Origin of the sequence: Sphingomonas hankookensis (genome assembly GCF_022664465.1) — a bacterium.
Classification (GTDB): Bacteria; Pseudomonadota; Alphaproteobacteria; order Sphingomonadales; family Sphingomonadaceae; genus Sphingomonas; species Sphingomonas hankookensis.
Window position 1 is genome coordinate 1,026,691 of record NZ_JAKREV010000001.1, and the last position, 21,776, is coordinate 1,048,466.

General features: G+C 66.5%; 15 protein-coding genes and 1 tRNA gene. 3 read left to right on the top strand and 13 right to left on the bottom strand.

Features of this window, described 5'->3' with window-relative positions:
- Window positions 1–153: 153 nt before the first annotated feature.
- From MF610_RS04765 to MF610_RS04780, 4 genes are read right to left on the bottom strand one after another with little or no spacing between them, the layout of a single operon-like run.
- Window positions 154–549, bottom strand: coding sequence for a lysozyme inhibitor LprI family protein (locus MF610_RS04765; RefSeq protein ID WP_242193224.1), 396 nt, complete (start codon window positions 547–549; stop codon window positions 154–156).
- A gap of 33 nt (window positions 550–582) precedes the next feature.
- On the bottom strand, window positions 583–1,059 hold the full coding sequence (locus MF610_RS04770; protein WP_242193225.1) for a hypothetical protein: 477 nt from the start codon (window positions 1,057–1,059) through the stop codon (window positions 583–585).
- Between the two features lie 12 nt (window positions 1,060–1,071).
- Window positions 1,072–1,851 (bottom strand): hypothetical protein, encoded by a 780-nt coding sequence (locus tag MF610_RS04775; protein ID WP_242193226.1) that lies wholly within the window; start codon window positions 1,849–1,851, stop codon window positions 1,072–1,074.
- A 21-nt stretch (window positions 1,852–1,872) separates the two neighbouring features.
- Window positions 1,873–4,074 (bottom strand): S8 family serine peptidase, encoded by a 2,202-nt coding sequence (locus MF610_RS04780; RefSeq protein ID WP_242193227.1) that lies wholly within the window; start codon window positions 4,072–4,074, stop codon window positions 1,873–1,875.
- Window positions 4,075–4,596: 522 nt separating this feature from the next.
- Between MF610_RS04780 and MF610_RS04785 the strand changes: the two genes are divergently transcribed.
- The gene (locus tag MF610_RS04785) at window positions 4,597–5,724 is read left to right on the top strand and encodes a DNA N-6-adenine-methyltransferase (protein WP_242193228.1); all 1,128 of its coding nucleotides are present in this window, start codon (window positions 4,597–4,599) and stop codon (window positions 5,722–5,724) included.
- A 378-nt stretch (window positions 5,725–6,102) separates the two neighbouring features.
- Here MF610_RS04785 and MF610_RS04790 read toward each other — a convergent pair whose 3' ends face one another.
- The 8 genes from MF610_RS04790 to MF610_RS04825 form a co-directional block, all read right to left on the bottom strand.
- Window positions 6,103–6,735: a hypothetical protein gene (locus MF610_RS04790; protein WP_242193229.1), complete on the bottom strand. Its 633-nt coding sequence runs from the start codon at window positions 6,733–6,735 to the stop codon at window positions 6,103–6,105.
- Complete coding sequence (locus tag MF610_RS04795; RefSeq protein ID WP_242193232.1) at window positions 6,735–7,265, bottom strand: hypothetical protein; 531 nt, start codon at window positions 7,263–7,265, stop codon at window positions 6,735–6,737. The genes MF610_RS04790 and MF610_RS04795 overlap by 1 nt, the downstream gene beginning before the upstream one ends.
- Window positions 7,266–7,406: 141 nt before the next feature.
- A complete protein-coding gene (locus tag MF610_RS04800; protein ID WP_242193233.1) occupies window positions 7,407–8,375 on the bottom strand; it encodes a hypothetical protein in 969 nt (322 codons plus the stop codon).
- A 36-nt stretch (window positions 8,376–8,411) separates the two neighbouring features.
- Window positions 8,412–10,124, bottom strand: coding sequence for a MobA/MobL family protein (locus MF610_RS04805; protein WP_242193235.1), 1,713 nt, complete (start codon window positions 10,122–10,124; stop codon window positions 8,412–8,414).
- Window positions 10,125–10,557: 433 nt separating this feature from the next.
- On the bottom strand, window positions 10,558–14,184 hold the full coding sequence (locus MF610_RS04810; RefSeq protein ID WP_242193236.1) for a DEAD/DEAH box helicase: 3,627 nt from the start codon (window positions 14,182–14,184) through the stop codon (window positions 10,558–10,560).
- Window positions 14,184–14,948: an aminotransferase gene (locus MF610_RS04815; protein WP_242193239.1), complete on the bottom strand. Its 765-nt coding sequence runs from the start codon at window positions 14,946–14,948 to the stop codon at window positions 14,184–14,186. The genes MF610_RS04810 and MF610_RS04815 overlap by 1 nt, the downstream gene beginning before the upstream one ends.
- Before the next feature lie 604 nt (window positions 14,949–15,552).
- Complete coding sequence (locus MF610_RS04820; RefSeq protein WP_242193244.1) at window positions 15,553–17,526, bottom strand: site-specific integrase; 1,974 nt, start codon at window positions 17,524–17,526, stop codon at window positions 15,553–15,555.
- 98 nt (window positions 17,527–17,624) lie between these two features.
- A tRNA-Gln gene (locus tag MF610_RS04825) sits at window positions 17,625–17,699 on the bottom strand.
- Window positions 17,700–17,837: 138 nt separating this feature from the next.
- Between MF610_RS04825 and MF610_RS04830 the strand changes: the two genes are divergently transcribed.
- Window positions 17,838–18,317, top strand: a complete 480-nt coding sequence (locus tag MF610_RS04830; RefSeq protein WP_242193245.1) for a pyridoxamine 5'-phosphate oxidase family protein — start codon at window positions 17,838–17,840, stop codon at window positions 18,315–18,317.
- A gap of 58 nt (window positions 18,318–18,375) precedes the next feature.
- Here the strand turns inward: MF610_RS04830 and MF610_RS04835 are convergent, their stop codons facing one another.
- Window positions 18,376–19,608 (bottom strand): polyhydroxyalkanoate depolymerase, encoded by a 1,233-nt coding sequence (locus tag MF610_RS04835; RefSeq protein WP_242193247.1) that lies wholly within the window; start codon window positions 19,606–19,608, stop codon window positions 18,376–18,378.
- 217 nt (window positions 19,609–19,825) lie between these two features.
- Here MF610_RS04835 and MF610_RS04840 point away from each other — a divergent pair, with 217 nt between their 5' ends.
- Window positions 19,826–21,604, top strand: coding sequence for an ABC transporter transmembrane domain-containing protein (locus MF610_RS04840; protein ID WP_242193249.1), 1,779 nt, complete (start codon window positions 19,826–19,828; stop codon window positions 21,602–21,604).
- Window positions 21,605–21,776 lie beyond the last annotated feature (172 nt).

Sequence of the window (21,776 nt, forward strand, 5' to 3'; positions counted from 1 at the left end):
AAATAGTCAACGGGCTATCCGCTGTGGTTCGCGTCGCCGAAACGTCGAGCATGCGAAGCAACTTAACTCGCGATGGGGTGAGCCGAGATGACCGCTCTAAAGCGGACACGACCTTTCCTTCATCAGCGCACAGCTGCCCTTAGGTAACGAAAATTATTCCTCTTTTCGCGGTTTGGGCAAGATTGGTTGCGTGCTGTCGGCGTAGGTCAGCCAGTTCTGCCAGATAACCATTGTGCGCGCTTCGGTGACCTTCTTCCGGCAGCCAAGCGCCATAGCGCCCCGGATCGTGCCTTGACCCCACCATTGATAGACGGCGTCGCATTCGGCATCGCGGTAGGCGATCCACGCCAGTTCTGCCGTGCGCAGCTTCGCTAGCGCGGCCGTATCCTGTTGCTCCGTCAATCGCTTCGTTGCCGCCGCATAATATCGGTTGAGCTCGGCATCGGCGCGGGAGAGTTCGGCGGCGAGACATTGCTCGACATCGCGGGTGGCCGAGCCGTCGCATGGGTTTCCGGCTGCCAGCAGCAGCGCGGCGATGATAATCGACATACCTCTCCTCTCGGCCAATCGACGCGGTTCGATCTACAACGTTTCGACCCGATCAACCGCCCCCGGCTCGCTAGCGATCGATCGGATGGTCACCCGGTCCACCAACACCTGCACGCCCCAGGCGACTGCCGCCAATACCGCCCACGGCCAGCCGCGCGTCAGCCACACATCAAGGTGGAAGCCGTTGGCAGGCAGCGTCAGCCCGCAGACGGTGACCGCCAGCCACTTGAGGCTGTTCATCGCGAACGACGCGCCGCTCATGATCCACAGCTTCGTCCGCGACGATCCCGGCCGCCACGCCGCCCACAATAGCAGCGCAGCAGGCGCGCCAATCCCGGCCCACACCGTCCATTCCGGTCCGAGGTTCACCTTCGCGACCATCGCGGCGACGAACGAAAGCACGCACAGCAGCAGGATCAGCGGCAGCGCGCGGAAGAAGCCGGTGGCGTTGAGCACACCAACGAGCATCAGCAGCGCGACGATCGCGACGGCTCCGATGACGGCGATCATGACCGTGCGCCCTCAGAACGCCGCGCGGTCGGTCTTTGGCGCGGCGCCATCGACGGCCGCAGCGAAGGTGCGGTCGCGATCGCGGCCCTGCTCGGTGCCGTCCTGCAGCCGGATCGTGTTGTCGTTGTAGACGACCGAGGCGGTCAGGTTCGGCAGCGCCCCGGGCCGGCGCTGGAACGGCGTGATCGTGCCGCAGACGGATTTCAGCGGCGCGCTGCACCACGCGAGCGTCATGCCCTGGTCGCGGCTGCCATCAGGCCTGCCGTATTTGGCAACGACTTGGCGCAGGAAGACGTCGCCCTTCATCACGTCCTGCGGCATCGTCAGATGGACGCTGGTGACGGTCGACCCGCCAGCGGGCGCGGCGGTGAGGCCGACGGTGATGGTCTCGCGGTTCGGGCCGACGCCTTGAAGCTGGGTCATCACCCGGTCGGTCATCGCCGGCGACGTGGCGGCGCCAGTGCGACGCTGCGCCGCCTCTGCGCGGACACGGGCGGCGAAACTCGGGCCGTAGCTTACGCCGCTGGTCGCCGGCATCGCATAGCCGGCCTTCACCAGCGCGGCCCGTGCCTCGCTCGCCGACATGCCCAGGCGGACCCCGGCTACGTCGAGCGGAAACGCCAGCGTTTCCGGGCCACTGCCGCCCTGCGGTGTTGCAGCAGTCGGCAAGGCGGCGGGTGCCTCCTTTCTGGCCCCGATCCGCTGGATGACCTTAATCGATAGCGTCTGCGCCGATCCCGGCACGGGTGCGGCGGCGATCACGATGGCCGCGGCGGCGAGCGTCTTCTTCATGGTTCCTGCTCCTGGTTTCGTTCAGCGGATGGCGATGGTGACGAAGCCGGCGGTGTTGGACGCGCCCGCGACGTGGCCCGCATCGAAGGCGTGGGCGACCCCGACCCGCAGCGACGACGTGGGCGACAGGACGGTCGACCAGCCCAGTTCGAGGTCCAGTTCGCGAGCCTCCGGGGCGAGATCGACTGCGACGGTGCGGGATACGAGCGCACCGCTGACGAGGTCGAACGACACCGGCGCCAGCAGCATGGCGCGGGCGCGCTCCACCCGCAGCGGCGACGACAGCCCGAGCGTCGCGCGGCCGCCGAACAGGCCGCGTGCACCCTCCAGCGCGAAGGCACTTCCAATCAGCGGTCCGCCGAAGCGCAGCAGGTCCGAGCCCCCCGACGCCCTGGTCGACGAAGCCGTGGCGCGGGCGGCGATGTCGATCCCTGCCAGCGTCTGGCGGTAGGTCAGCGTAGCCAACGTGGTCCGCGCGCCGGCCAAGCCAAGTATCGCGTCGCTGCGCATGCCGAGCACCTGATCGCGTTCGGCGAGGTCGGACAGTTCAAACCCGAAACCCAGCGGCATGGCGAAGCCGATGATCTGTTGCCGGAGACGGCCGTCCCGAGACGTGCCACTCGAGAAGGACGCCGACCAACCCCCGCCGGACCATGCCGACATGCTGCCGACCGGCATCGATGCGATGCCGCGCAGCGCCGAACCCGCCAGCCCGTTGCCGCCACCGATCGCGACGTTGGTGCCGAGCGTGACCTGCTGCCCGGCGGCAGGTGCGAAGGAGACAACGGCAGGTACGGCCGGACGCATCCCGGAATAGGCGCCGACGTTGGTCGCGAAGCCGAAGCGGGCGGCCTCGGCCTGCGCCGCACGCCATGACACATCCGTCTGCCCGACCATCGCACTGGCCAGCAGACCCGACCCGCGAGCCCGCACGCCGGCCGAGCCCGTCATCCCATAATCGCGGCCGTAGCGGTCGAACACCGTCATGCCGCCGACCTGCCCGGTCAGCGCTGCCGCCGCAGCCGACCCGCCGAACGGTGCCGATGTCGTCAGCGACGAAAAGCGCGTTAGCACCGCATCGGCGGCGACGAACGATGAAGCGGGCGCCTGCGCCTGCATCGCCTTCTCGACGTTGAGGATGCCCGCACCGAATACAGGATCCACGCCGGGCGCCCCGGCGTCGGTGGCGGTATCGAGCAGGATGCGGCTGATCGCCTTGCCGCCGAGTTGGGGCCAATATTGCTTGAGGAGCGCTGCCGCTCCCGCCACCGCAGGCGCGGCGAAGCTGTTGCCGGTGACGCTGACGACCTTGCCGTCCTTGTCGACGACCTGGACGTTGTTGCCGCCCGCCGCGAGCATCCGGTCGTCGAGCGGGCCGGCATTGCCGTTCGCGCTGCGCGGGTTACCGTTCTGGTCGACCCCGATCGCGAACAGGAACCAGTCCTTGTTGGCGCGGTCGGTGCCGACGAGATTCTCGGCGAACTCGCCGGTGAAGCTGTCCTTGCCGGTCGCGTTGTCGATCGAATTGACCAGCAGCCGGTCGGCGAGGCGCACCTGATCCATCGCGGCGCGCTGGTCCTGCGCCAGCTGGCCGGTGCCGAAGCCGTTCAGCGACAGCACGCTGACGAACGCACCTTTCTCGACGGCGTAGCGGATCGCCGGTGCGATCAGCATCGCGTTCGCGCTGCTGCTCTCCGGGATCGGACCGGTGCTGCCTGCGGTCTGGCCCGACAGGTCGGCGCCGACGATCTTGAGCGCGAGCAGCGTCGCCTCTGGCGCCAGCCCTTGCGGCCCCGCACCGTTGCGGGCGGCGAGCGCGATGGAGGCCACCTCGGTGCCGTGGCCGACCTTGTCGTCGATCGGAAACGGCGCAAGCGTTTCCGCTGCACAGGTGCCGCATCTGGCGATCCGCTGCTCGAAGCCGGTGCTGTCGGGCGAGATGCGCCCGGCGAACTCGGGCGTCGCGCGGTTGATGCCGGTATCGAGCACCGCGATCGTCACACCCTTGCCGGTGATGCCGCGGTCATAGGCGTAGGCGGCCTTCGCGATGACTACGGCGCCCGATGCCTTGTATTCGGCGCTATCGGCGGACGACGTCGGCGACGGTGCGGGGCTGGGCGCGGGTGTCGGTGCCGGTGTGGCGGTTGGCGGAGCGGTTGATCCGCCCGAATTGACGCCACCGCCACTACCGCAGGCGGCCAGCAGCAGCCCCGCCGATATCACCGATATGTTTGCTATGCGCGCGCGGCGCCCGCGCATCCGTCCCTCAACACCCAACGCTTGAACCCCCGTTCGCGTCGGTGCCGGTCGGCTCCAGCCGGCGGCACCGCCTCCCATAATGCGAGGCGGTGCCGGCCCGAAAGCCGGAAGTTGGAAACCTGTGATGAGACAGGCGCGAACGCCTTTAGGCCCGAAGGCCCTGGACATACGCGTCCGCCTCCCGGCCGAAACTGGTTCGACCGGGCATACGGCTACCCATCACGAGGTTTCCACGCCTCGGCCCACCTGCTGGTGAGCGGGCACAGGTTAAGCGATCTGCGCGCCTGTCGGCAATGCAAATCTTCGCGGCGCAATGTCGGGTATTCTTGACATGGTAAAGAGATGTTTACTTTTGTCGAGATTTCACGACATGTTTAGGCGGCCGGCTGCAAGTAATGGCGTTGCTGGACTGACGTTTCGGCTAAGTATTGACTCAGTGTATACGGCTGCTGATATCGACCAGAATATGAACCCTTTTGGTAGCATATGTTGGTCACGGCACTGATCGAAGCGCGGCAGTCGATGGGCATGTCGCAACGCGCCTTGGCGACACGGATCGGCGTGCCTGCGCTGCAGATTAAGCGGCTCGAACGCGGCGTCGGGTCGGTGGCTACGCTGACGGCGGTGATGGCGGCGCTTGACTTCCGGCTGACCGGCATTGCGCCGGGCAAGGATCTCGCCGCCCAACTGCGCGCCTGCCGCTTGCGGCGCGGCCTGACGGTCGTCGACGTGGCGGCGCGCGCGAAGCTGTCGCGCACCACGGTCGCCAGCCTCGAGCGCGGCGGCGGAACGGTCGCGAGCCTTCTGCGCCTCCTGAAGGTGGTCGCACCGCGAGCGCGGCGCCGGGCACAGGAACGCGTTTACTGGAGCGAGGGCGATAAAGCGGACCGCGACGTCCGCTTCACCCCGCCCGAGTTTCTGGCCAAGATCAACGATGCGTTCGGCGCGATCGACCTCGACCCGTGCGGTCATGAGCTGAGCCCGGTGGTCGCGAAGCGCCGCATCCTGCTCGAAGAAGGCGGCGACGGGTTCGTCGACGACTGGTCGGGCGGGTTCGCCTTCGTCAATCCACCCTTTTCCGAGACGCTGCTCTGGCTGAAGCGCGCGCATCAGCAATGGTCGTGCGGGAACGTCGGCAGCATCGTCTGCCTCGTCCCCGCGCGCACCGACTCCCGCTGGTTCCACGAAACGTTAACCGTCCAGGCCGACATCTTCCTCCTGCTGGGCCGGGTGCGTTTCGCCGACATCCGCGGCCGGTCGCAGCACACGCCGTTCTCCTTGATGCTGGTGGCGTTCGGCACCTCGGCCCAACAGCGGGAACGCTGGGAGGAGATCGCCGAGGGGTACTGGATGGCCCGCTCACGCGGGCTCGCCTCACTGCCAGATCGGCCAGTCGTTGATGACGACGCGGCCCGCGACATCGACGCCGCGCTCGACCAGCAGGCGCAGGCGCGCCTCGGCGCGGGCGATGCCCTGCTCGGCGTCGGTGGGCTTGAAGGGCAGGTGGATGATTTCGCCCGGCGCCAGCCGGAAGCTGCCGCGCACGTGCGGCTGCGGCAGCAGCAGGGCCCGCGTTCCGCTCTTCGACAGCCACAGGCGGCAGCCAAGGTGTGACCAGCAGATCCGGTCGCGCGGCACGAAGATCGAGATGTCGGTCATCACCGTCTCGCCCGCCTCCTCCTCGAAGCCGATGTGAACGAGGTCGGCCCGCGCATCGCAGGCTATCTGCCCGACAGTCAGCCGCGCAAGCGGATCGAGCCGATCACCTGCCACCAGCCCAGCCGATGGCTTTAGGAGACGGTTGCCGAGCAACATGGTGGAGACGGCGGCGACATGGGCGTGGATAATGGCGTTTTCGTTGGTCATCTGGTTCTTCCCAATTTCGTCCCCACCATCGGGGACACTTCATCGGACCATTCCCCTCCTGGCGGGCGCCGCTCCGCCTTGGCCGAAGGCACCCGCGATCATCATCGCGGGTGCTCGCAGGCATGCTCAGCCGGGTGCGAAGCGCGGCGCCCATTCGTCGTGGAACGCCTCCCACTCCGTCTGGAAGGCGGCCTGCGCGTCCTTCACGACGAGATCGCGGTGTAGCTCCCCCCATCCGCTGGCACGGTGAACCCGTGCCAGCGTCACGCAATGCGCATGCGGCCGGCGTGCCGACAGCTCGTCACCCGGCATATGGACGACGGTGAGGCTGGTCAGCCGGCGTTCGAGCGCGAGGTGGCGCAGCGCATAGGCGCCGACCAGCGATAGGATATCGGCCGCCTGCCAGCCGTGGTCGAAGCGCATCGTCAGCACCGTCGCCAGCAGCTTCTGGTGCGGCTTGATCCTGGCGTCGTACCCCTCGAACACCGCTTCGAGCGCGTCCGGCTCGATCGCGACGCCGGGCGCCAGCACCAGCCGGCTGGTCGTGCAGGTGATCGGCCACAACCCGTCCGATCCCCACGCTGCGTCCTCAGGCTTGCTCGGCTGGAGCTTCGCGCGGGCGAGGTCGGCGGTGGTGTTGCGCTTGCCCTTCGCCTTGGGGCGCATCAGCGCGAAGCCGAACTCGGGCGACGAGCCCAGCGGATCGTCGAACAGCATGTCGTCGGCGGCCGCCGGGCTGATCCATGGGAGCGCCGCCATCACAGGTCCCCCCAGATCTGCGCGAGGAAGACGTCGGCGCGCTCGAACCCCGCCGCCATTTCCCGGGCGTAAAGCCTGGGCGGTTCGGAGGCGACCTGAAGGCGCTTGGGGCCGAGCAGGATCGAGGTCCCGGGATCCTCGGCCCAGGCGTGTTCCGCCACCAGCCAGACCTGACCGTGTTCCGTCAGCCACGGGCGCCGCTCGTGACACCACAGGTTTTGCTGGTGGCGCCAGCGGCCGACCGCGCAGTAGAGCATCGGCTTGCCGGCGGTCGACGCCTTGACGACCAGCGCGTCGCAGCGCGCCTCGCGCATGCCACGATCGACGATATCGAGGTCGCCGCGCGACGGCTCGATCGAGGGCACGAGCAGCAACTCCGACGCGGCGACATGGAGATAGTTGCTGAACGGCGGGCGCAGCATCAGCCGCGCCGCGTGGTCGAAGTGCCAGCCGGCCCGCTCGGCGAACGCGAGCGCCCCGGACAGCGCGCGCGCCTGGGCCAGCGCACGCTCCTTGGTGACGATATACATGGAAGTCCTTGTTCTTGCGCGAGGGCGGCGGGCTGCACGCAGCCTCCGCGCGATCATTTCGCCTTCACGGCACAGCCGCAGGCTCCCTCCATGCTCCTCCCCGCCGGCCCCGGCGGTCCTTCCCGGATGGGCGGGCTACGCCTAGCGCTCCGGCCCCTTGCCGCGCGGAATGACTGGTCCCGCGGTGTTTCCCGGCCCTTTCGGCCTTGTCACCAGGTGATCGGACACAGGCACGACGATCGCCGCCTGCGCGGACAAGCCGCCGACCGGCTTTTCCTCCGCAACAGGTGCGGTGTCATTCTGCTTCGGCGTGCTATCGACCAATGACAGGGTGCGGTCACCCTCCGTCTTGGGCAGCGCGCGTTGCACGTCCGGATGTTCCTGCCAGTGCTGCCACAAGGTTTGAAGCGCTTGTGGTCCGCCCTCGATAGTCGGGTCGAACGCTCGCTTCCTGATGGCGTCGACGAGCCGCTTGATCTCAGCCGCCTGCGATTTGGCGATGCCGGTCAGCCGCTTGTCGATGAGCACCCGAAAGGACGGGCTGGCCAACAATGCCGCATCGCTCGGCAGCAGTGCGTCGATGGTGAATCGTCCGGCGACCCTGACAACAGGAACACGGTCCCGCGCGATGCGGAGGAACAGGGCGTCAAGTTCGTGGCGCCGTCCGAGCCTGATGCGCGCCTCTTCGTCGGCCCGAGGCAGGACCACACACGCTGGCCGCGGCTCGTCGCGTGTAATGGCTTCGGTTATCCGATCCGGCGCCACCACTTCGGCCGAAGCGGCGGCTTCCCCACCCGCGTGATGCCGCCCATCATGGACGGGTATCGCCACTGGTTCAGCTGGCGCTGCGGCATCGACAACATGCGCGCGCCGCTGGATCGGTGCGTTGTCGACGATCGCGTCGTCATTGGCCGGCACGACCGCCATCACACCCACCGACGTGAGCGACCTGGCGCCAGCCAGCGCGCCGACAGCTTGCAGTGCCTGCTGTTCGGAAATCATTCCGACGGGCGGAGCAAAATCGAGCCCAGCCACGAGTTTCAGGCGCGCCTTCCTCTCGCGCGCGATTTCCGCCAGGCGGGCATCGATCGCGACATGCCGCAGGTGCAATTTGCCGATTGCTATGGCTGCCGCCTGAATGTCGGCCTAACCCGCCGCGATGGCGGCCTCGACTCGGGCAAGATGCTCCTCGGCTTCCTGCTTGCGCTTTTCGACCGCTTTACGATGCGCGGCGCTACCACTCACTTGGGCAAGGGACATGACGCAATGGTCGAGCGTCGCCTTCGCACGGGACCGCGCCTGATCGCGAAGACGATCGTTCTCCCACGCCAGATCCCGTGTCTCTTCAAGCGCATGCAGCACCGCGCGGCGTTCCCCCATCAGAGCAACGCCCTCGGGCGAGCCGACGACGCTCTTTGCGAGCGCATCATCCTGCTGCTGCCATGTCCCGAAGTAGCTTTCAGTCCGGCACCGCTCGGCCAACGCGGCGTATTGCCAGCTAGCAGCCGCATTGTAGCGGCCGATCACGGTCGGCACGCCCGCCCGCTCCAGCGCGGCGGCCCGGGTGCCGAGGTGCAATTCAGGCGTCTTGTCGATTCCGAGTGCCTCGTGCGACCGCGCGTCGATCCGGCGCTGGATGCCCCGGAGCGCGAGCCGGTCGTTGCAGATGCCGGCGAAGCGTTCCCGCAGGTGCGGCACGAAAGCTTTGCCGGCGATCGCGGCGTTGTAGTGGTCCGGCCGCTTGTCCGGGGCGAGGCTGCGGCTGACCTCGATGATCTTTTCCTGCCGGTGCGGATAGCGGACTCGCGTTTCGCCCTTGCGCTTGAACTCCTCGGCAATTTCGAAATCCCACTTGCCCGGGTCGGGCATCCATTTGGCGGGGCGATCATGCGCGATGACGTGGAGGTGGAAGTTGCGCCTGTCGTTGCCCGGCCCCGGCGCGTGGATCACCGCCGTATACATCATGCCCGTGGGTCGCCCCTCCGCGTCGCGGGCGAAGGAGCCGAGATGGTTGCAGAAGTCGCGAACGATCGCGGCGCGGTCGTCGGCACCGAGTTCATGCGGCAGCTCGGCGACATAGCGATACTGGGTCCGGCCGGCCGAACCGGGCGTGAAGATGACCGGCGGATCCTCGTCCGGCCAACCCGGCGCCTGCCGCAGGACGTCGAGGATCGCCGCGCAGGCAGGCTCGTCGGCGCGGTAGCGCTTCGGCTTGAAGGACTTCGGCCTTTTCCGACTGGCTGCCCAGCGCTTCTGTTCGGCGCGGCAATGGGCGACGAACGCTGCTGGGAGGTCGGCTGCCGCTGCGTCCAACCACTCGCTGATAGCGCCGGCCTTGATGCTCAGCCCCGCATGGCCCTGGCGCTCGCACAGATCGACGGCCTCCCAATAGGTGCGGCGACGCTCGGGATCGTCCGATATGTTGCTGAAGATGAGCGCGCGATCCGCGACCTCGACCGCATCGTCGCGCTCGACATAGTAGGCGTGATCGAGGGCGGAACCGAGCTCGACCGCCTCGATCCGCTCGACATAGGCGGCGTGGTTCGCTGCCAGGCCGCCCTTCTTGGCGGCAACGGACGAGCGGGTCACGGAGCAGGAATGGAAGTGGAAGCTGGTCGTGATCCTGTCCGCCGCCCGCGGACGACCCGGGCGGGGTAGCGGCGCGCTAAAATCGGCGGCGATCTTGTAGGCGCTTCGACCGCCGACTGACCTCTTTGTGGCCTCTTCCTTCGCCTGCTCCCTGATTCGAACGTGGCCGATCTGAAGCAACTGCTCGTCTTCCTCGCGCGCGCGCAGCAGCGCGGCGAGCCTGCCGTTCGCTGCTTCGATGCTCTGGCTGATTGCCCGCTCGCCGACCACGTTCCGCCTCCGGCACGCCGTGCCGACGGCGTGACGGCATCAGTGTGTAATGGATCGGCGCCGACCGATAGCCCCCCCCTCATGACGGCAGCCGTCACCTTCCGGATCACCCGCCCGCGGGTGAGGAGGACCGCGCCCGCAGGGCGCCATCCGGACCCGGCGATCGGGTCCGCGCACCAGCGTAGCTCGGGGTTTCCCCAGCGACGCGGAATTGCGCCTGAAATTTCCTCATCCCTCGTTACGTCCAAGCCGATCTCATCAACCTTCGGCCTGAAGGCGCTTGCATCACGAGACGAGCGCATCACCGGCATTGGATCGAACCGTCCTTATCCTCCGCAGGCAGTCGTCAGCCCGAAGGGGCTGATAGGACCAATGCGAATGTTTCCGGGAAGCAATTCACCTCCATTCTGAAGGATGTCGCATCAACGCTTCATCAGCGTCGCCCTCCGCTGCGGAAGGCACGATCGACCGATGGCCTGCCAGCCGTATTGAGGATGAAATCGTCTCGAAGGGCACTCGCGTCGAACGCAATCGCCGGATGATCGGAACGGGCGAGTTCGTAACCCGCCGGATCTATCCACCGGGTCGCGCCATCGACGGCGATCGGCAGGACACCATAGCGGCGCTTGCCCCCCGTCGTGCCAGTCAGGCGGGCGGCCTCGGGCTCTTGATCGAAATCTTCTCGTGGCCCGCGCGGCATCGCGCGTTCCCAGCTAAGGAAGAGTTGCGGATCGATCCGATCCTCCGAGGTCGGTCGATCGAGCTCCTGCGCAAGCCATGCGTCATAGTCGATCCGCAGGAGCACCGCATCGTCCCGCGTCTTCGCCCTGCCCTGCGCCAGCGCGAACGCGACGAAGGGATCGAGCGTCCCCCATCGCAGCAGTTCCCGTGCCCAGAAGCCGAACCACGGCAGGCTGGTCGTCTCCCGCCACGCCTCCAGGGACGGGATGGCGAGCGGATCGCCAGCCCCCGCCGACCAGCTCTGCGCCACCACCGCGCCGATGGCGACGCCGAGGCGGAACTCCAGATTGTCGGACACGAACCGTTGCCATGCCCGCAACTCCGCCGGCTCGGGCTTTGCGGCGCCGGGCACATGCATCCACCAGCCGAGGATATCGACCCAATTCTCCAGCATCCGGCGATCGGTCTGGGTATCACGGATGCGGAACCCGAAGCCGCGATCGGCGGTCAGCAGCCGGCCGATGGTGGCGAACCGCGCCAGCCGTGACGCCGCATCGGCCTGGCCATAGTCGGTCGCCGCTTCTAGAATTTCACGGATAGCGGGCGCGATCACCTCGAAACGCCGACCGACATAGGGCGAAAAGCCATATTGATACAGCCGCCGGCGCTCGTCGGCATCGGGATAGACGATCGAGACGATCGCCTGTCCGCGCCGAACGATCGCCCGTTCGAGCCAGTCCTCCTGTACCTGAGCCGCGAAGGTGAAGGTGCGCCGCCACAGCGCGGCGAGGTCCGCTTCGAGCGCGGCGCCATCCTTCGTGCCATCGTCGATGCGGGCGACCTCCTCGATCGCGGTCAGCAGAAACGCATCCAGTTCGTCGAGGCTGTCGGCGAAGCGGGAAGCTGGATCGGTGGCGCCGGTTCCCGCCTCGTCGCTAATATCCTCGGGCAATGCCGCTTCGAGCCATGCAAGGAAGGCCTCGTCGGTGGCGATGCGGTAATGGGTGCGGACCCGGTCACGGAGCGTTTCGAGCAACAGCGCCAGCGGCCCCACGGCCGCGTCGCCCGCCAGTTCGTCGAGGCGCAACGCCTCGCGCAGCACATCGTAGTCCGACGCCATCCCCGCGATCTGGCCGATCTGGGTGTCCTGCTGACCGGGGGCCGACGCTGCGACCGCCGTGGGAAGCGCGACCAGCGTCAACCCCTCCATACCGCGCGTCGCCCCCGGTCGACCGGCGCGGCCGGCGAGATTGCGGAATTCGGCGGCGGTATACGGCGTATCGACCATCCGTCTTGCCACGGCGTCATAGGCGCTTCGCTTCAGCGCCGTCACGAAGATGATGTCGAACGGAAGGTTGACCCCCTCGGTCAACGTCGCAGTCGCGACGGTGATCGGGCAGATCCGCTCGTCGATCAGCGCGGTCATCAGTCGGCGCAGCCGCTGCGGCATCTGGCCGTGGCTGGTCGCGATGCCATGATCGAGCAGCACGACCTCGAAGGCGTTTTCGCCGCAATAATCGACGCAGGCGGCACGCGCCTCGGCGAACCGCTCGCCCCGCCAGTCCTCGGGCGGCAGGAACCGGGGCAGCGCCTGCCAGGCCGGCAGGTCCAACGCCTCCTTGAACCATCGCATCGTCTGCTCGGGCTGCTGTGCGAGCGAGATCAGGATGCGGCGGTCGGCCTCGACCAGATGGAGGGCGGTCCACAAGACCGTCAACTGGTTGAAGCGGTAGATGCTATTGCGCATGGTCCCAGGCAGCTGCGGCATCGGCGGCGTGGTGAGGTTGAGATAGACCGGATCGCCCCGCCCCTGCACATAGAGCGGCTTGCCGTTCATCAGGTCGAGCAGCATCGTACAGCGCCGCTGCGGCGCGGTCTGGAGCACGCCAATCACCTGCCGGGTGCTGCGATAGCGCAATCCGATCGGTTGCGCGTTCGGATCATTCTCCACCCAGCGCGCCACGGGACCGGCGGCGCCGCCAGCCACGGCGGTCAGCGCGATCCGAACGAGATCGGGCGCGCGGGCGAGCAGCCGGGCGACGAAATTCTCCAGCCGGAGCGGGCGGCTGCCATGCTCGGCGAATGCCACGCGCGCGCTGTCGTTGGCCTCGGGCACGACCTGGTGCGCTTCGTCGAGGATCAGCAGCCGCAGGCGCTTGAGGATTAGCGGCGCGAGATAGCGCATCAGCGCATCCGCCTTCTCCACGGTCGCGATCAGTACGGTCGGCTTGTCCGCGTCGAGCCAATAATCGGTGATGCCCCAGTCCGCACCGCCGTAGAGGCCGGTGATGATGAGGTCGGCGCCGAGTTCGGCATGAAGTTTCGCCTCGACCTCGCCGGCCAGCGCGCGCGAGGGCACCAGGTAGAGTGCCAGCGGCACCACGTCGCCGTGATCCCGGAGCAGCAGTTCCTTCACCAGCGCCAGGTTGGCGACGAGCGTCTTGCCCGATCCCGTCGGCGTGCACAGCGCGAAGGAGGAGTGATTCAGCAGGCGATCGAGGCCGGCCTGCTGCGACGACCAGAGGATACCGCGGCCACGGGAAAACTGCTCGCGTGCATAGGCGATCACCCGCAGCGCCCGATCCGGCGCGAGGTCGGCCAGACGCGCGACTGGACGATAGATGCTCGCCGCGGCATATCCCTGCCCGACAAGATGCAGCAGCATCACCAGCAGCGAAACGTCATCGCTGAAGGTCCGCAAGGCCATCGCATCGAGCGCCTTCAGCTTGGCGAGCGCCTGGGCCAGGCGGACAGTGTCGTCACGGCGGAGGGCATCGGCGAACAGCCCGAGCGCGCGGACCAGTTCGACCGTAAAGTACCAGCCGATGCGATCCTCGGCTTCCTCGCGGAGCAAGGCCGATGCCGCGTCGCGCTGTGTCAGGTCCGGATGGTCGCGCCAGAACCTCGCGACCTTGGCCAGCACCCCGTCGAAGTCGGCGCGCAGGAAGTCGGCATAGAGGCCCGACCCCGCGCCATCGAGCGGCAGCTGCGACAACAATGCGTTCGCCATCGCGGGAAGGCCGCCGAGTTGGAAGGCCGCAGCGGCGAAGAGCTCGATCGGTGCGCGGGCTCGCATCTTGTCGTCCGCGCGGGCGAGCCACTCGAAGATCTCACCGGCACGCCGGTAGCAGTCGACCGCGCGCGTCGATGCCGACCCCTCGATTTCACGCAGCACGCCTGCCGCATGGAGTAGCCGGCGTGCGTCGGCGAGTTGCTCGCGGGAGTCGCGATCGGCCCACTGGATGGTCGGCACCTGCCAGCTCGTCTGCAGGCAACGCACATAGGCGCGCGCCTGGTCGGCGGAGAGTTCGTTCTCCAGCGCCAAGCCGATGCGGATATTATTAGCGATTTCCAGCCGCTGCGGATCGTGCTCAGGCATCAGGGCGCCGGCCAGAGCGCGTCATACAGGCCGTCGATCAGCGTGTCGCCGTCGTTCAGGATCATCTCGACTACCTGGAGAGCGTGCGGAGCCGTATAGTCGGCGGGCATCTTCTCCCACGGGATGAGGGAGGTTTGTGCGTCACGGCCGGGAACGTCGCCGCCGGCGATGAGGATCAGGTTGGTGCGCGGGAGCGGCGTCGCATTGCGCACCGACAGCAGCCGGTCGAGCGACAGGATCGCGGCGGAATGACCGTCCGGATCGAGTTCGCGCAACAGGCGCTGGAGCTGGCGGAGGCCGTGCGGTGCCGGGATATCGCGGTTGACTTGGTACCAGATGCCCTTGCCGCTGCGTGCCTTGATCCCGGTCTTCTTGTTCTTGACCAGCTTGCCATGCATCAGGTCGTCCATCACCGAGGGCTGCAGGTCCTTGCGCCACTTTGCCTCGCCAACGATGGCACGAGCGACGCTGCCATCGGCAGCCAGCGCGATGCCGATGAAATCGGAGCCTTTGCGCCCGAACAGTTCGCGCGTCCGCGTGCCGTCGCGGGCGAGTGCGAACAGGTAATGTTCGGCATCCTCATGGTGGCGGAACAGGAAGACCGGGATGCGCCATGAATGCTTGCCGACCAGTTCGTAATGCTCGCTCACCATGCCGGCCATGACCTCGCCGAACAGTCCGCGACGGGTGATCGGCGGAAGGCAGGTCGGATAGGTCGCATGCGCCGCCGGGTCGTCGGCGTCAGGATGAAGGTCAATACCCATCTGGTCATGAAAGAAGGTGCGTGCGTCGCGATGGGCCGACTCGAAATACGGCCGCATCTCGGCGATCAGATCGGCGTCGCAGTCACAATCCTGCTCGAGCAAAAGATGGCCATAGCGTCCCTTGCTCTTGATGCTGGGGTAAGCCGTTAGCCAGCGATCCAGGGCATCGGCAGGCGGTGGACAATCATGCATGGATGAATCAAGCCTCCGACCAGCAGTCTAACTCGCTGATCGAACGGGGTGAAGCATCGAAACCGTCCGGTCGGCCGAACAACTGGCTCGGGAACGAACCAGATAGTCCACCGGCAGATACCTGCCTTTAGGCACCGGTGTAGGTCCCTCAGGCCGACCCGCGTCCGGCAAATCACGGACGCCCCAATGCACTCCGCCGGTATGGCCATCACCCATCAATTGATCCGCGCCGCGAAGCGGCCCATGTTCTGCTAAAGGCGGCCCAATGAGACGGCATCGGTTTCCGCGAAGTCGCCGCCATCGACCATAATGGCCGATGGGTATTAGACGACCATGCCTAGGAGGATATTCGAACTGCGTTGCCGCTTGGCGTGCAATGCTTCGCCCCTGCGTCCGGAATTGCCCGCTTTCATCACGTCACCGTGTCGTTGCCCTGACCTGCACGTCTCGTGGGACGGGGCTTTCGCAGGTCAGCTGGAAGCAGTGTGATGACGCGCTGCTCCAGCAGATGGCCGGTGACGATCGGGATCTTCTCGACGACCGACTTGAGCCTCTGAAGCGATGCCGCCGAGGGATAGCGCGTCTCGCCTTCGCCGCCCTTACCCCGGTGCCCGAGGTGATCGTTGCGGAATTCGAGGAAAACCTCCTGATCCTTCAATTCGTCCGACACCATGTGCCTGGCCGAATGCATCGCCTGCCCCGGCTCGAGATTCGGCAACTTTGGAGCGATGTAGATCCACCACAGCTTGTAGAAGACGTCGCCCAGCTTTCGCTTAGTATCGCCGCCCGGCACCAATTCGGGAAACAACAGCCGCTCACCCGCCACCCGCATGGCGTCCACATAGCGCAGGAAGCCGAGCCGGACGAGTTCGTCTGCGATCACGTTCACTCGGCGGGCGGACTTGTTCTTGACGCGTCCCGCGTCGGTGGCGCGGATGAGCAGATAGTCGATTCCGTGCCGGTGTTCGACATCCTCGATCATCAGCTTGCACAGTTCCTCGCGGCGAGCGCCCGTGTACCAGACCAGCAGCAGCAGATAGAAAAGGCCGTCGTGGATAACGATCTCGCCCTGCTCCAGCCTGTCACCAGTGCCAGCACAGCCGGTCCAGGGCGGCAACCTGAACAGCGCCACGCCCTGCTCGCGCGTGTAGCGCTTCCGGGCTTCGCGTTCGTCCTCATCGATCGCGGTGGTGAACTCCGAAAAATCGATGACCGGCGCGGACGGGACTTGGCTGCGCATAAAGGCATGAACCTGAGCCAGCTTGTGAAAGTGCTTGTTTGTCGTTCCGGTGGAAAAGCCGATGCGGTCTGCCTTCAGCTTTTTCGCCGCGACATCTTCTTCCGCCAGCGCCACGGCCTCTTCAAGTGTCTGTGCTACCCCGCGATGACGGGGAGACTTGCCATAATGGACCGGTAGCCTGTCGAAATATTCGTCGAGCTTGAGGATGTCGGCCTTGGTCACCTTCCAGAGCGGCGTTCCCGACGGCAACGACTTTTGCAGCAAGGTTGCCGCCCACAGGATCTGCCGCAGGGTGTGCTCATCGACACTTTCCCTCGCGCGCTTGCCCTGACGCCGGTGATCGAGCAGCTTGGGCGTTTCGGCGATCATCCGTTCCGCTGCCTCGACCGGGCCGCAGTGCGCCCACGCGGGCGGGACGACCGAGACGCTACCCGCCCCCGTTGCGGATATGTCGTTGGCGGGCACGGGCGTTGCGGTCGACGTCGGCAGCGGCGCCTCTGCTTCGTCGACAGGGTCAACCAGGGTGCGCAACTGCTTCTCGGCATCGGCATAGACATCGCGATAGGTCGGGTAGAGCGCGAGTTCGACCATCCAGCGCAACCGGTCGTCAATCGCGAAGCCCGCCGCGGCAAGATGGCGGTCGATCTCGTCCTTGCGGATCGGGTTGACGCCCTTGTTCTCGCGCAACGCGATGACGGTCTGCAGGTCGGCAATGCGCTGCGCGTCCCACCCTTGCGCTTCGAGCGCGCTCTGCTCCTCCGGCAGGAACGACATATGTCCGCCCCGCGACGTCAAGCGCTGGAAATAGTCGACGAAAGCGCGGTTGGTAGCCAAATGATACTCGGCGTCGTCGGGCGTGGCACGCTGCTCGGTGCAGACCTCGGCCAGCCGCTCCTCGTACATCGCCTTGGCGATCGCCTGAAGCTCGCGTTCGGTCATGCCGCCATTGGCGCGGATACGGTCGTTCAACATGGACACCACCCGATCATACGACGCGGTCAGAACCGCGCCCCGGTTACGCGCCTGCAGCCGGTCGGGGGTCCCGAGCGACAGGCGGACATCAATCGGCTTAGTATGGAACGAATAATGAACCCGGCGCCACCAGAAAATGTGGCCGCGGCGGAAAACATGCTGAAGCGACGCCAAGGACGACCTCCCCGGACAGCCACATGGCACAGTCACCTGCACACTGGGGCATCACCGGACTGGGGTTAGCCAGCGAGATCAACTACTTAGCGAGAAATTGGCTGGGGCGGCAGGATTCGAACCTACGAATGCCGGTACCAAAAACCGGTGCCTTACCGCTTGGCGACGCCCCAGCAGCCGCGGCTTCGCGCGGTGGAGGGAGGCACTAGGGCCATCGGGGGCGTTGCGCAATATGATTTGCGCGCCGCACGGCGTGGAAACCTGTGGGGGCTGGGTCGTTGTCGGAGGGCAATCACGAAGGAACCCCGACGATGTCGACCAAGAGCCCAGCCGAAATCCGCGACGCCATGTGGAAGGCAATGGCCGCCAGCCCCTATGTGATGCTGGGCCTGACCGGCAAGCAGCAGCATTCCGAACCGATGTACGCCGTGCTGGACGAGGACGCACAGAGCGAATTCTGGTTCTATACCAAGCGCGACAACCGCGCCGCCGACGGGGGTCCGGCGATGGTGCAGTTCATCGCCAAGGGGCATGACCTGTTCGCCTGCATCAGCGGCACGTTGACCGAGGAAAGCGACCCGGCGATCATCGACAAATATTGGTCCAAGCAGGTCGAGGCATGGTACGAACAGGGCCGGCAAGACCCGTCGCTGCTGATGCTGCGCTTCGATCTGGGCAGCGCGGAAATCTGGGAAACCGACCAGTCACTGATGGGCAAGCTCAAGATGTTCACCGGCCAGACGATCAAGGGTGGCGACGAAGCTGGCAGCCACGCCAAAGTCGACGTCTGACGCAAAAAGGGCGGGGGGTTCACACCCTCGCCCTCTTGTTTCACAGAAAGTCGATCGCTCAACCTTCGTGGCGGGCGATCCATTCTTCCAGCACCGGCGCGATGCGGGTGCGCCATTTCGAACCGTTGAAGATGCCGTAATGGCCGACTTCCGGCGCCATGTGATATTGCTTCATGGCGTCAGGCAGCGCGGTGGCGAGCGTCAGCGCGGCGCGGGTCTGGCCCAGCCCGGAGATGTCGTCGCGTTCCCCCTCGATCGCCAGCACTGCCGTGTCGGTGATCGCGGCCGGATCGACCGGGCGTCCGCGATGCTTCATCGTACCTTCGGGCAGGGCGTGGGTCTGGAACACCACGTCGATCGTCTGGAGATAGAATTCGGCGGTCATGTCGCACACCGCGCGATATTCCTCGTAGAAGCGCTGGGTCGTCCCCGCCCCTTCGCCATCGCCCTGCACCAGATGCTTGAACATCTCGTAATGCGAGATCATGTGGCTACCCAGGTTCATGCTCATGAACCCGGCGAGCTGCAGGAAGCCCGGGTAGACGCGGCGGCCGGCGCCGGCATAGGTCATCGGCACGGTGGCGATGACATTCTGCGCGAACCAGGCGTGCGGCCGTTCGGTCGCCAGCGTGTTGACTGCGGTCGGCGCCTCGCGCGTGTCGATCGGCCCGCCCATCATGGTCAGCGTGCGCGGACGGTTGGGATGCTGGTCGGCACCCATCAGCGCGGTCGCGGCATAGACCGGGACCGACGGCTGACACACCGCCAGCACATGCGGGCGGGCTTCACCGGTTTCGCCGATCTTTTCGAGGAAGGCGACGACGTAATCGATATAGTCGTCGAGGTCGAAGCGCCCGTCGGACAACGGCACCAGCTTCGCATCGCGCCAGTCGGTGATGTAGACATCGGCGAACGGCAACATCCGCTCGACGGTACCGCGCAGCAACGTCGCATAATGGCCGCTCATGGGGGCCACGATCAGCAGCTTCGGCCCGCCCTCGACGCCCTCGCGCACGAAGCGCTTGAGCTGTCCGAACGGACGCCGCAGCACGACCTCCTCGCGCACCGCCACCGGCTTGCCGGCGACGGTCGTGGTGGTCAGCCCGAAGGCCGGCTTGCCGCGCGGCGCGGCGGCATGGGCAAAGACGGCCAGCGCCGATCCCAGCACCGGACCACCGCCGAAATAGGCGAACGGATTATTGGGATTCTGCAGCAACCCCGCACCGAAATTCGCCATCGCGCTGGCGCCGGCGAGCAGCGAGCGCTGCCATTCATAAGTGTCGTACAACATGGCATCCCCGAAACTGGCTGACGGGAAACACCCGTACCAGTGAAAATATAGCGATTCGTTGCCATCGGCAACGCTTCGAACGTCGTACGCCGCGCCTGTCCTTGCGCTGAAAGCATCGTTACGAATGCGACATACGTGTCCTTCGATACGTTCAAGCAATGAAGGGCACCGGATGTTCCCTTTGCGGTCGCCGCCCCCAGGCGCTAGGCAGCGCACCATGGCCGACACGCCCCCCGCCCCCGATCGTACCAAAATGCTGCCGGCGCTGCGGCTCGTTTGGCGCTTCACCATCCGGTACAAGCTGCAACTGGTCGGTGCGCTGGTGTCGCTAGTCACCGCTGCGATCGCGACGCTGTGGATCCCGCGCACCTTCAAGCAGGTAGTCGACAACGGGTTCGCGACCGGTGCGGCGGCGAGCGAGATCGGCCCCTATTTCGAAGGGCTGCTGGGCGTCGTCGTCGTGCTGGCGATCGCCACGGCCGGGCGGTTCTATTTCGTGTCGTGGCTCGGCGAGCGGACCGTCGCCGACCTGCGCATGGCGGTGCACCGCAACCTGCTGACCCTGTCGCCCGGCTGGTTCGAGGAGAACCGCCCGTCGGAGATCGCGTCGCGCCTGACCGCCGATACCGCGATCGTCGAGGGGATCGTCAGCACCACCGTATCGATCGCGCTGCGCAACCTGCTGGTCGGCATCGGCGGGGTGCTGTACCTGTTCGCACTCGCCCCCAAGCTCGCCGCGTACCTGATCGTCGGCATTCCGGTGATCGTGCTGCCGATCATGTGGCTGGGCGGGCGCGTGCGCAAATTGTCGCGGTCGAGCCAGGACCGGATCGCCGATATCGGATCGATCGCATCGGAAACGCTCGGCGCGATGAAGATCGTGCAGGCGTTCGGGCAGGAAGGGCGCGAGAGCCAGCGCTTCGAATCCGCCGTCGATCGCGGCTTCGCCACCGCCAAGAAGCGCTTTGCGACGCGTGCGGTGATGACCGCGTTCGTCATCGGCATGTTGTTCGCCGCGATCACGCTGATCATGTGGGACGCGGTCAGCGACGTCGCCGCCGGACGTACTACCGGCGGATCGATCACCGCCTTCGTCCTGACCGCGGCGCTGGTCACCGGATCGTTCGGCGCGTTGACAGAGGTCTATGGCGACCTGCTGCGCGCATCGGGCGCCGCCGGGCGCCTTGCCGACCTGCTGGCACAGCGTCCCGACATCGCCGCGCCGGCGAAGCCCGTGGCACTTCCCGAACCGGCGCGCGGTGCGGTGGCGTTCGACGACGTCACCTTCCACTATCCGACCCGGCCCGAAGTCGCGGCGTTGTCCGGCTTCTCGCTCGATGTGACGCCGGGCGAGACGGTCGCGGTGGTCGGCCCGTCGGGCGCGGGCAAGTCGACGCTGTTCCAGCTGATCCAGCGTTTCTACGATCCCGAACGGGGGGCAATCGCGGTCGACGGCGTGGACGTCCGCATGGCCGATCCGGCGGCGGTGCGCGCCCGGATCGCGATGGTTCCGCAGGAAACGGTGATCTTCGCCGCGTCCGCGCGCGACAATCTGCGCTATGGCCGCTGGGATGCGAGCGACGAACAGCTCTGGGCCGCCGCCGATGCCGCCAACGCCAGCCAGTTCCTGCGCGATCTGCCCCAAGGGCTCGACACCTATCTGGGCGAAGGCGGGGCGCGACTGTCGGGCGGGCAGCGGCAGCGGGTGGCGATCGCCCGCGCGCTGCTGCGCGATGCGCCGATCCTGCTGCTCGACGAAGCGACCTCGGCGCTCGATGCCGAGAGCGAGCGGCTGGTGCAGGACGCGCTCGACCGGTTGATGGCGAACCGCACGACACTGGTCATCGCGCACCGGCTGGCGACGGTCCGCGCGGCGTCGCGGATCATCGTGATGGATCAGGGGCGGATCGTCGAGAGCGGGCGGCATGGCGAGCTGATCGCACAGGGCGGGCTGTATGCGCGGCTGGCGAATTTGCAGTTTCACGAGGCGGGTTGAGGGGCGTTTCGTCCCTTCTCTGGCCTTCCTTTCCGCTCCTTCGTCTTTTCCCTTTCCCTTCCCCTTCCTGCCCCCTCAACCCCTTACTCCCCCGTTTGCTTCGAGCGCAGGTTCGAGCGTGTCGAGAACCGTAGTCGAGAAGGGGTTGCCCCAAGTGACGGGGTTCTCGACG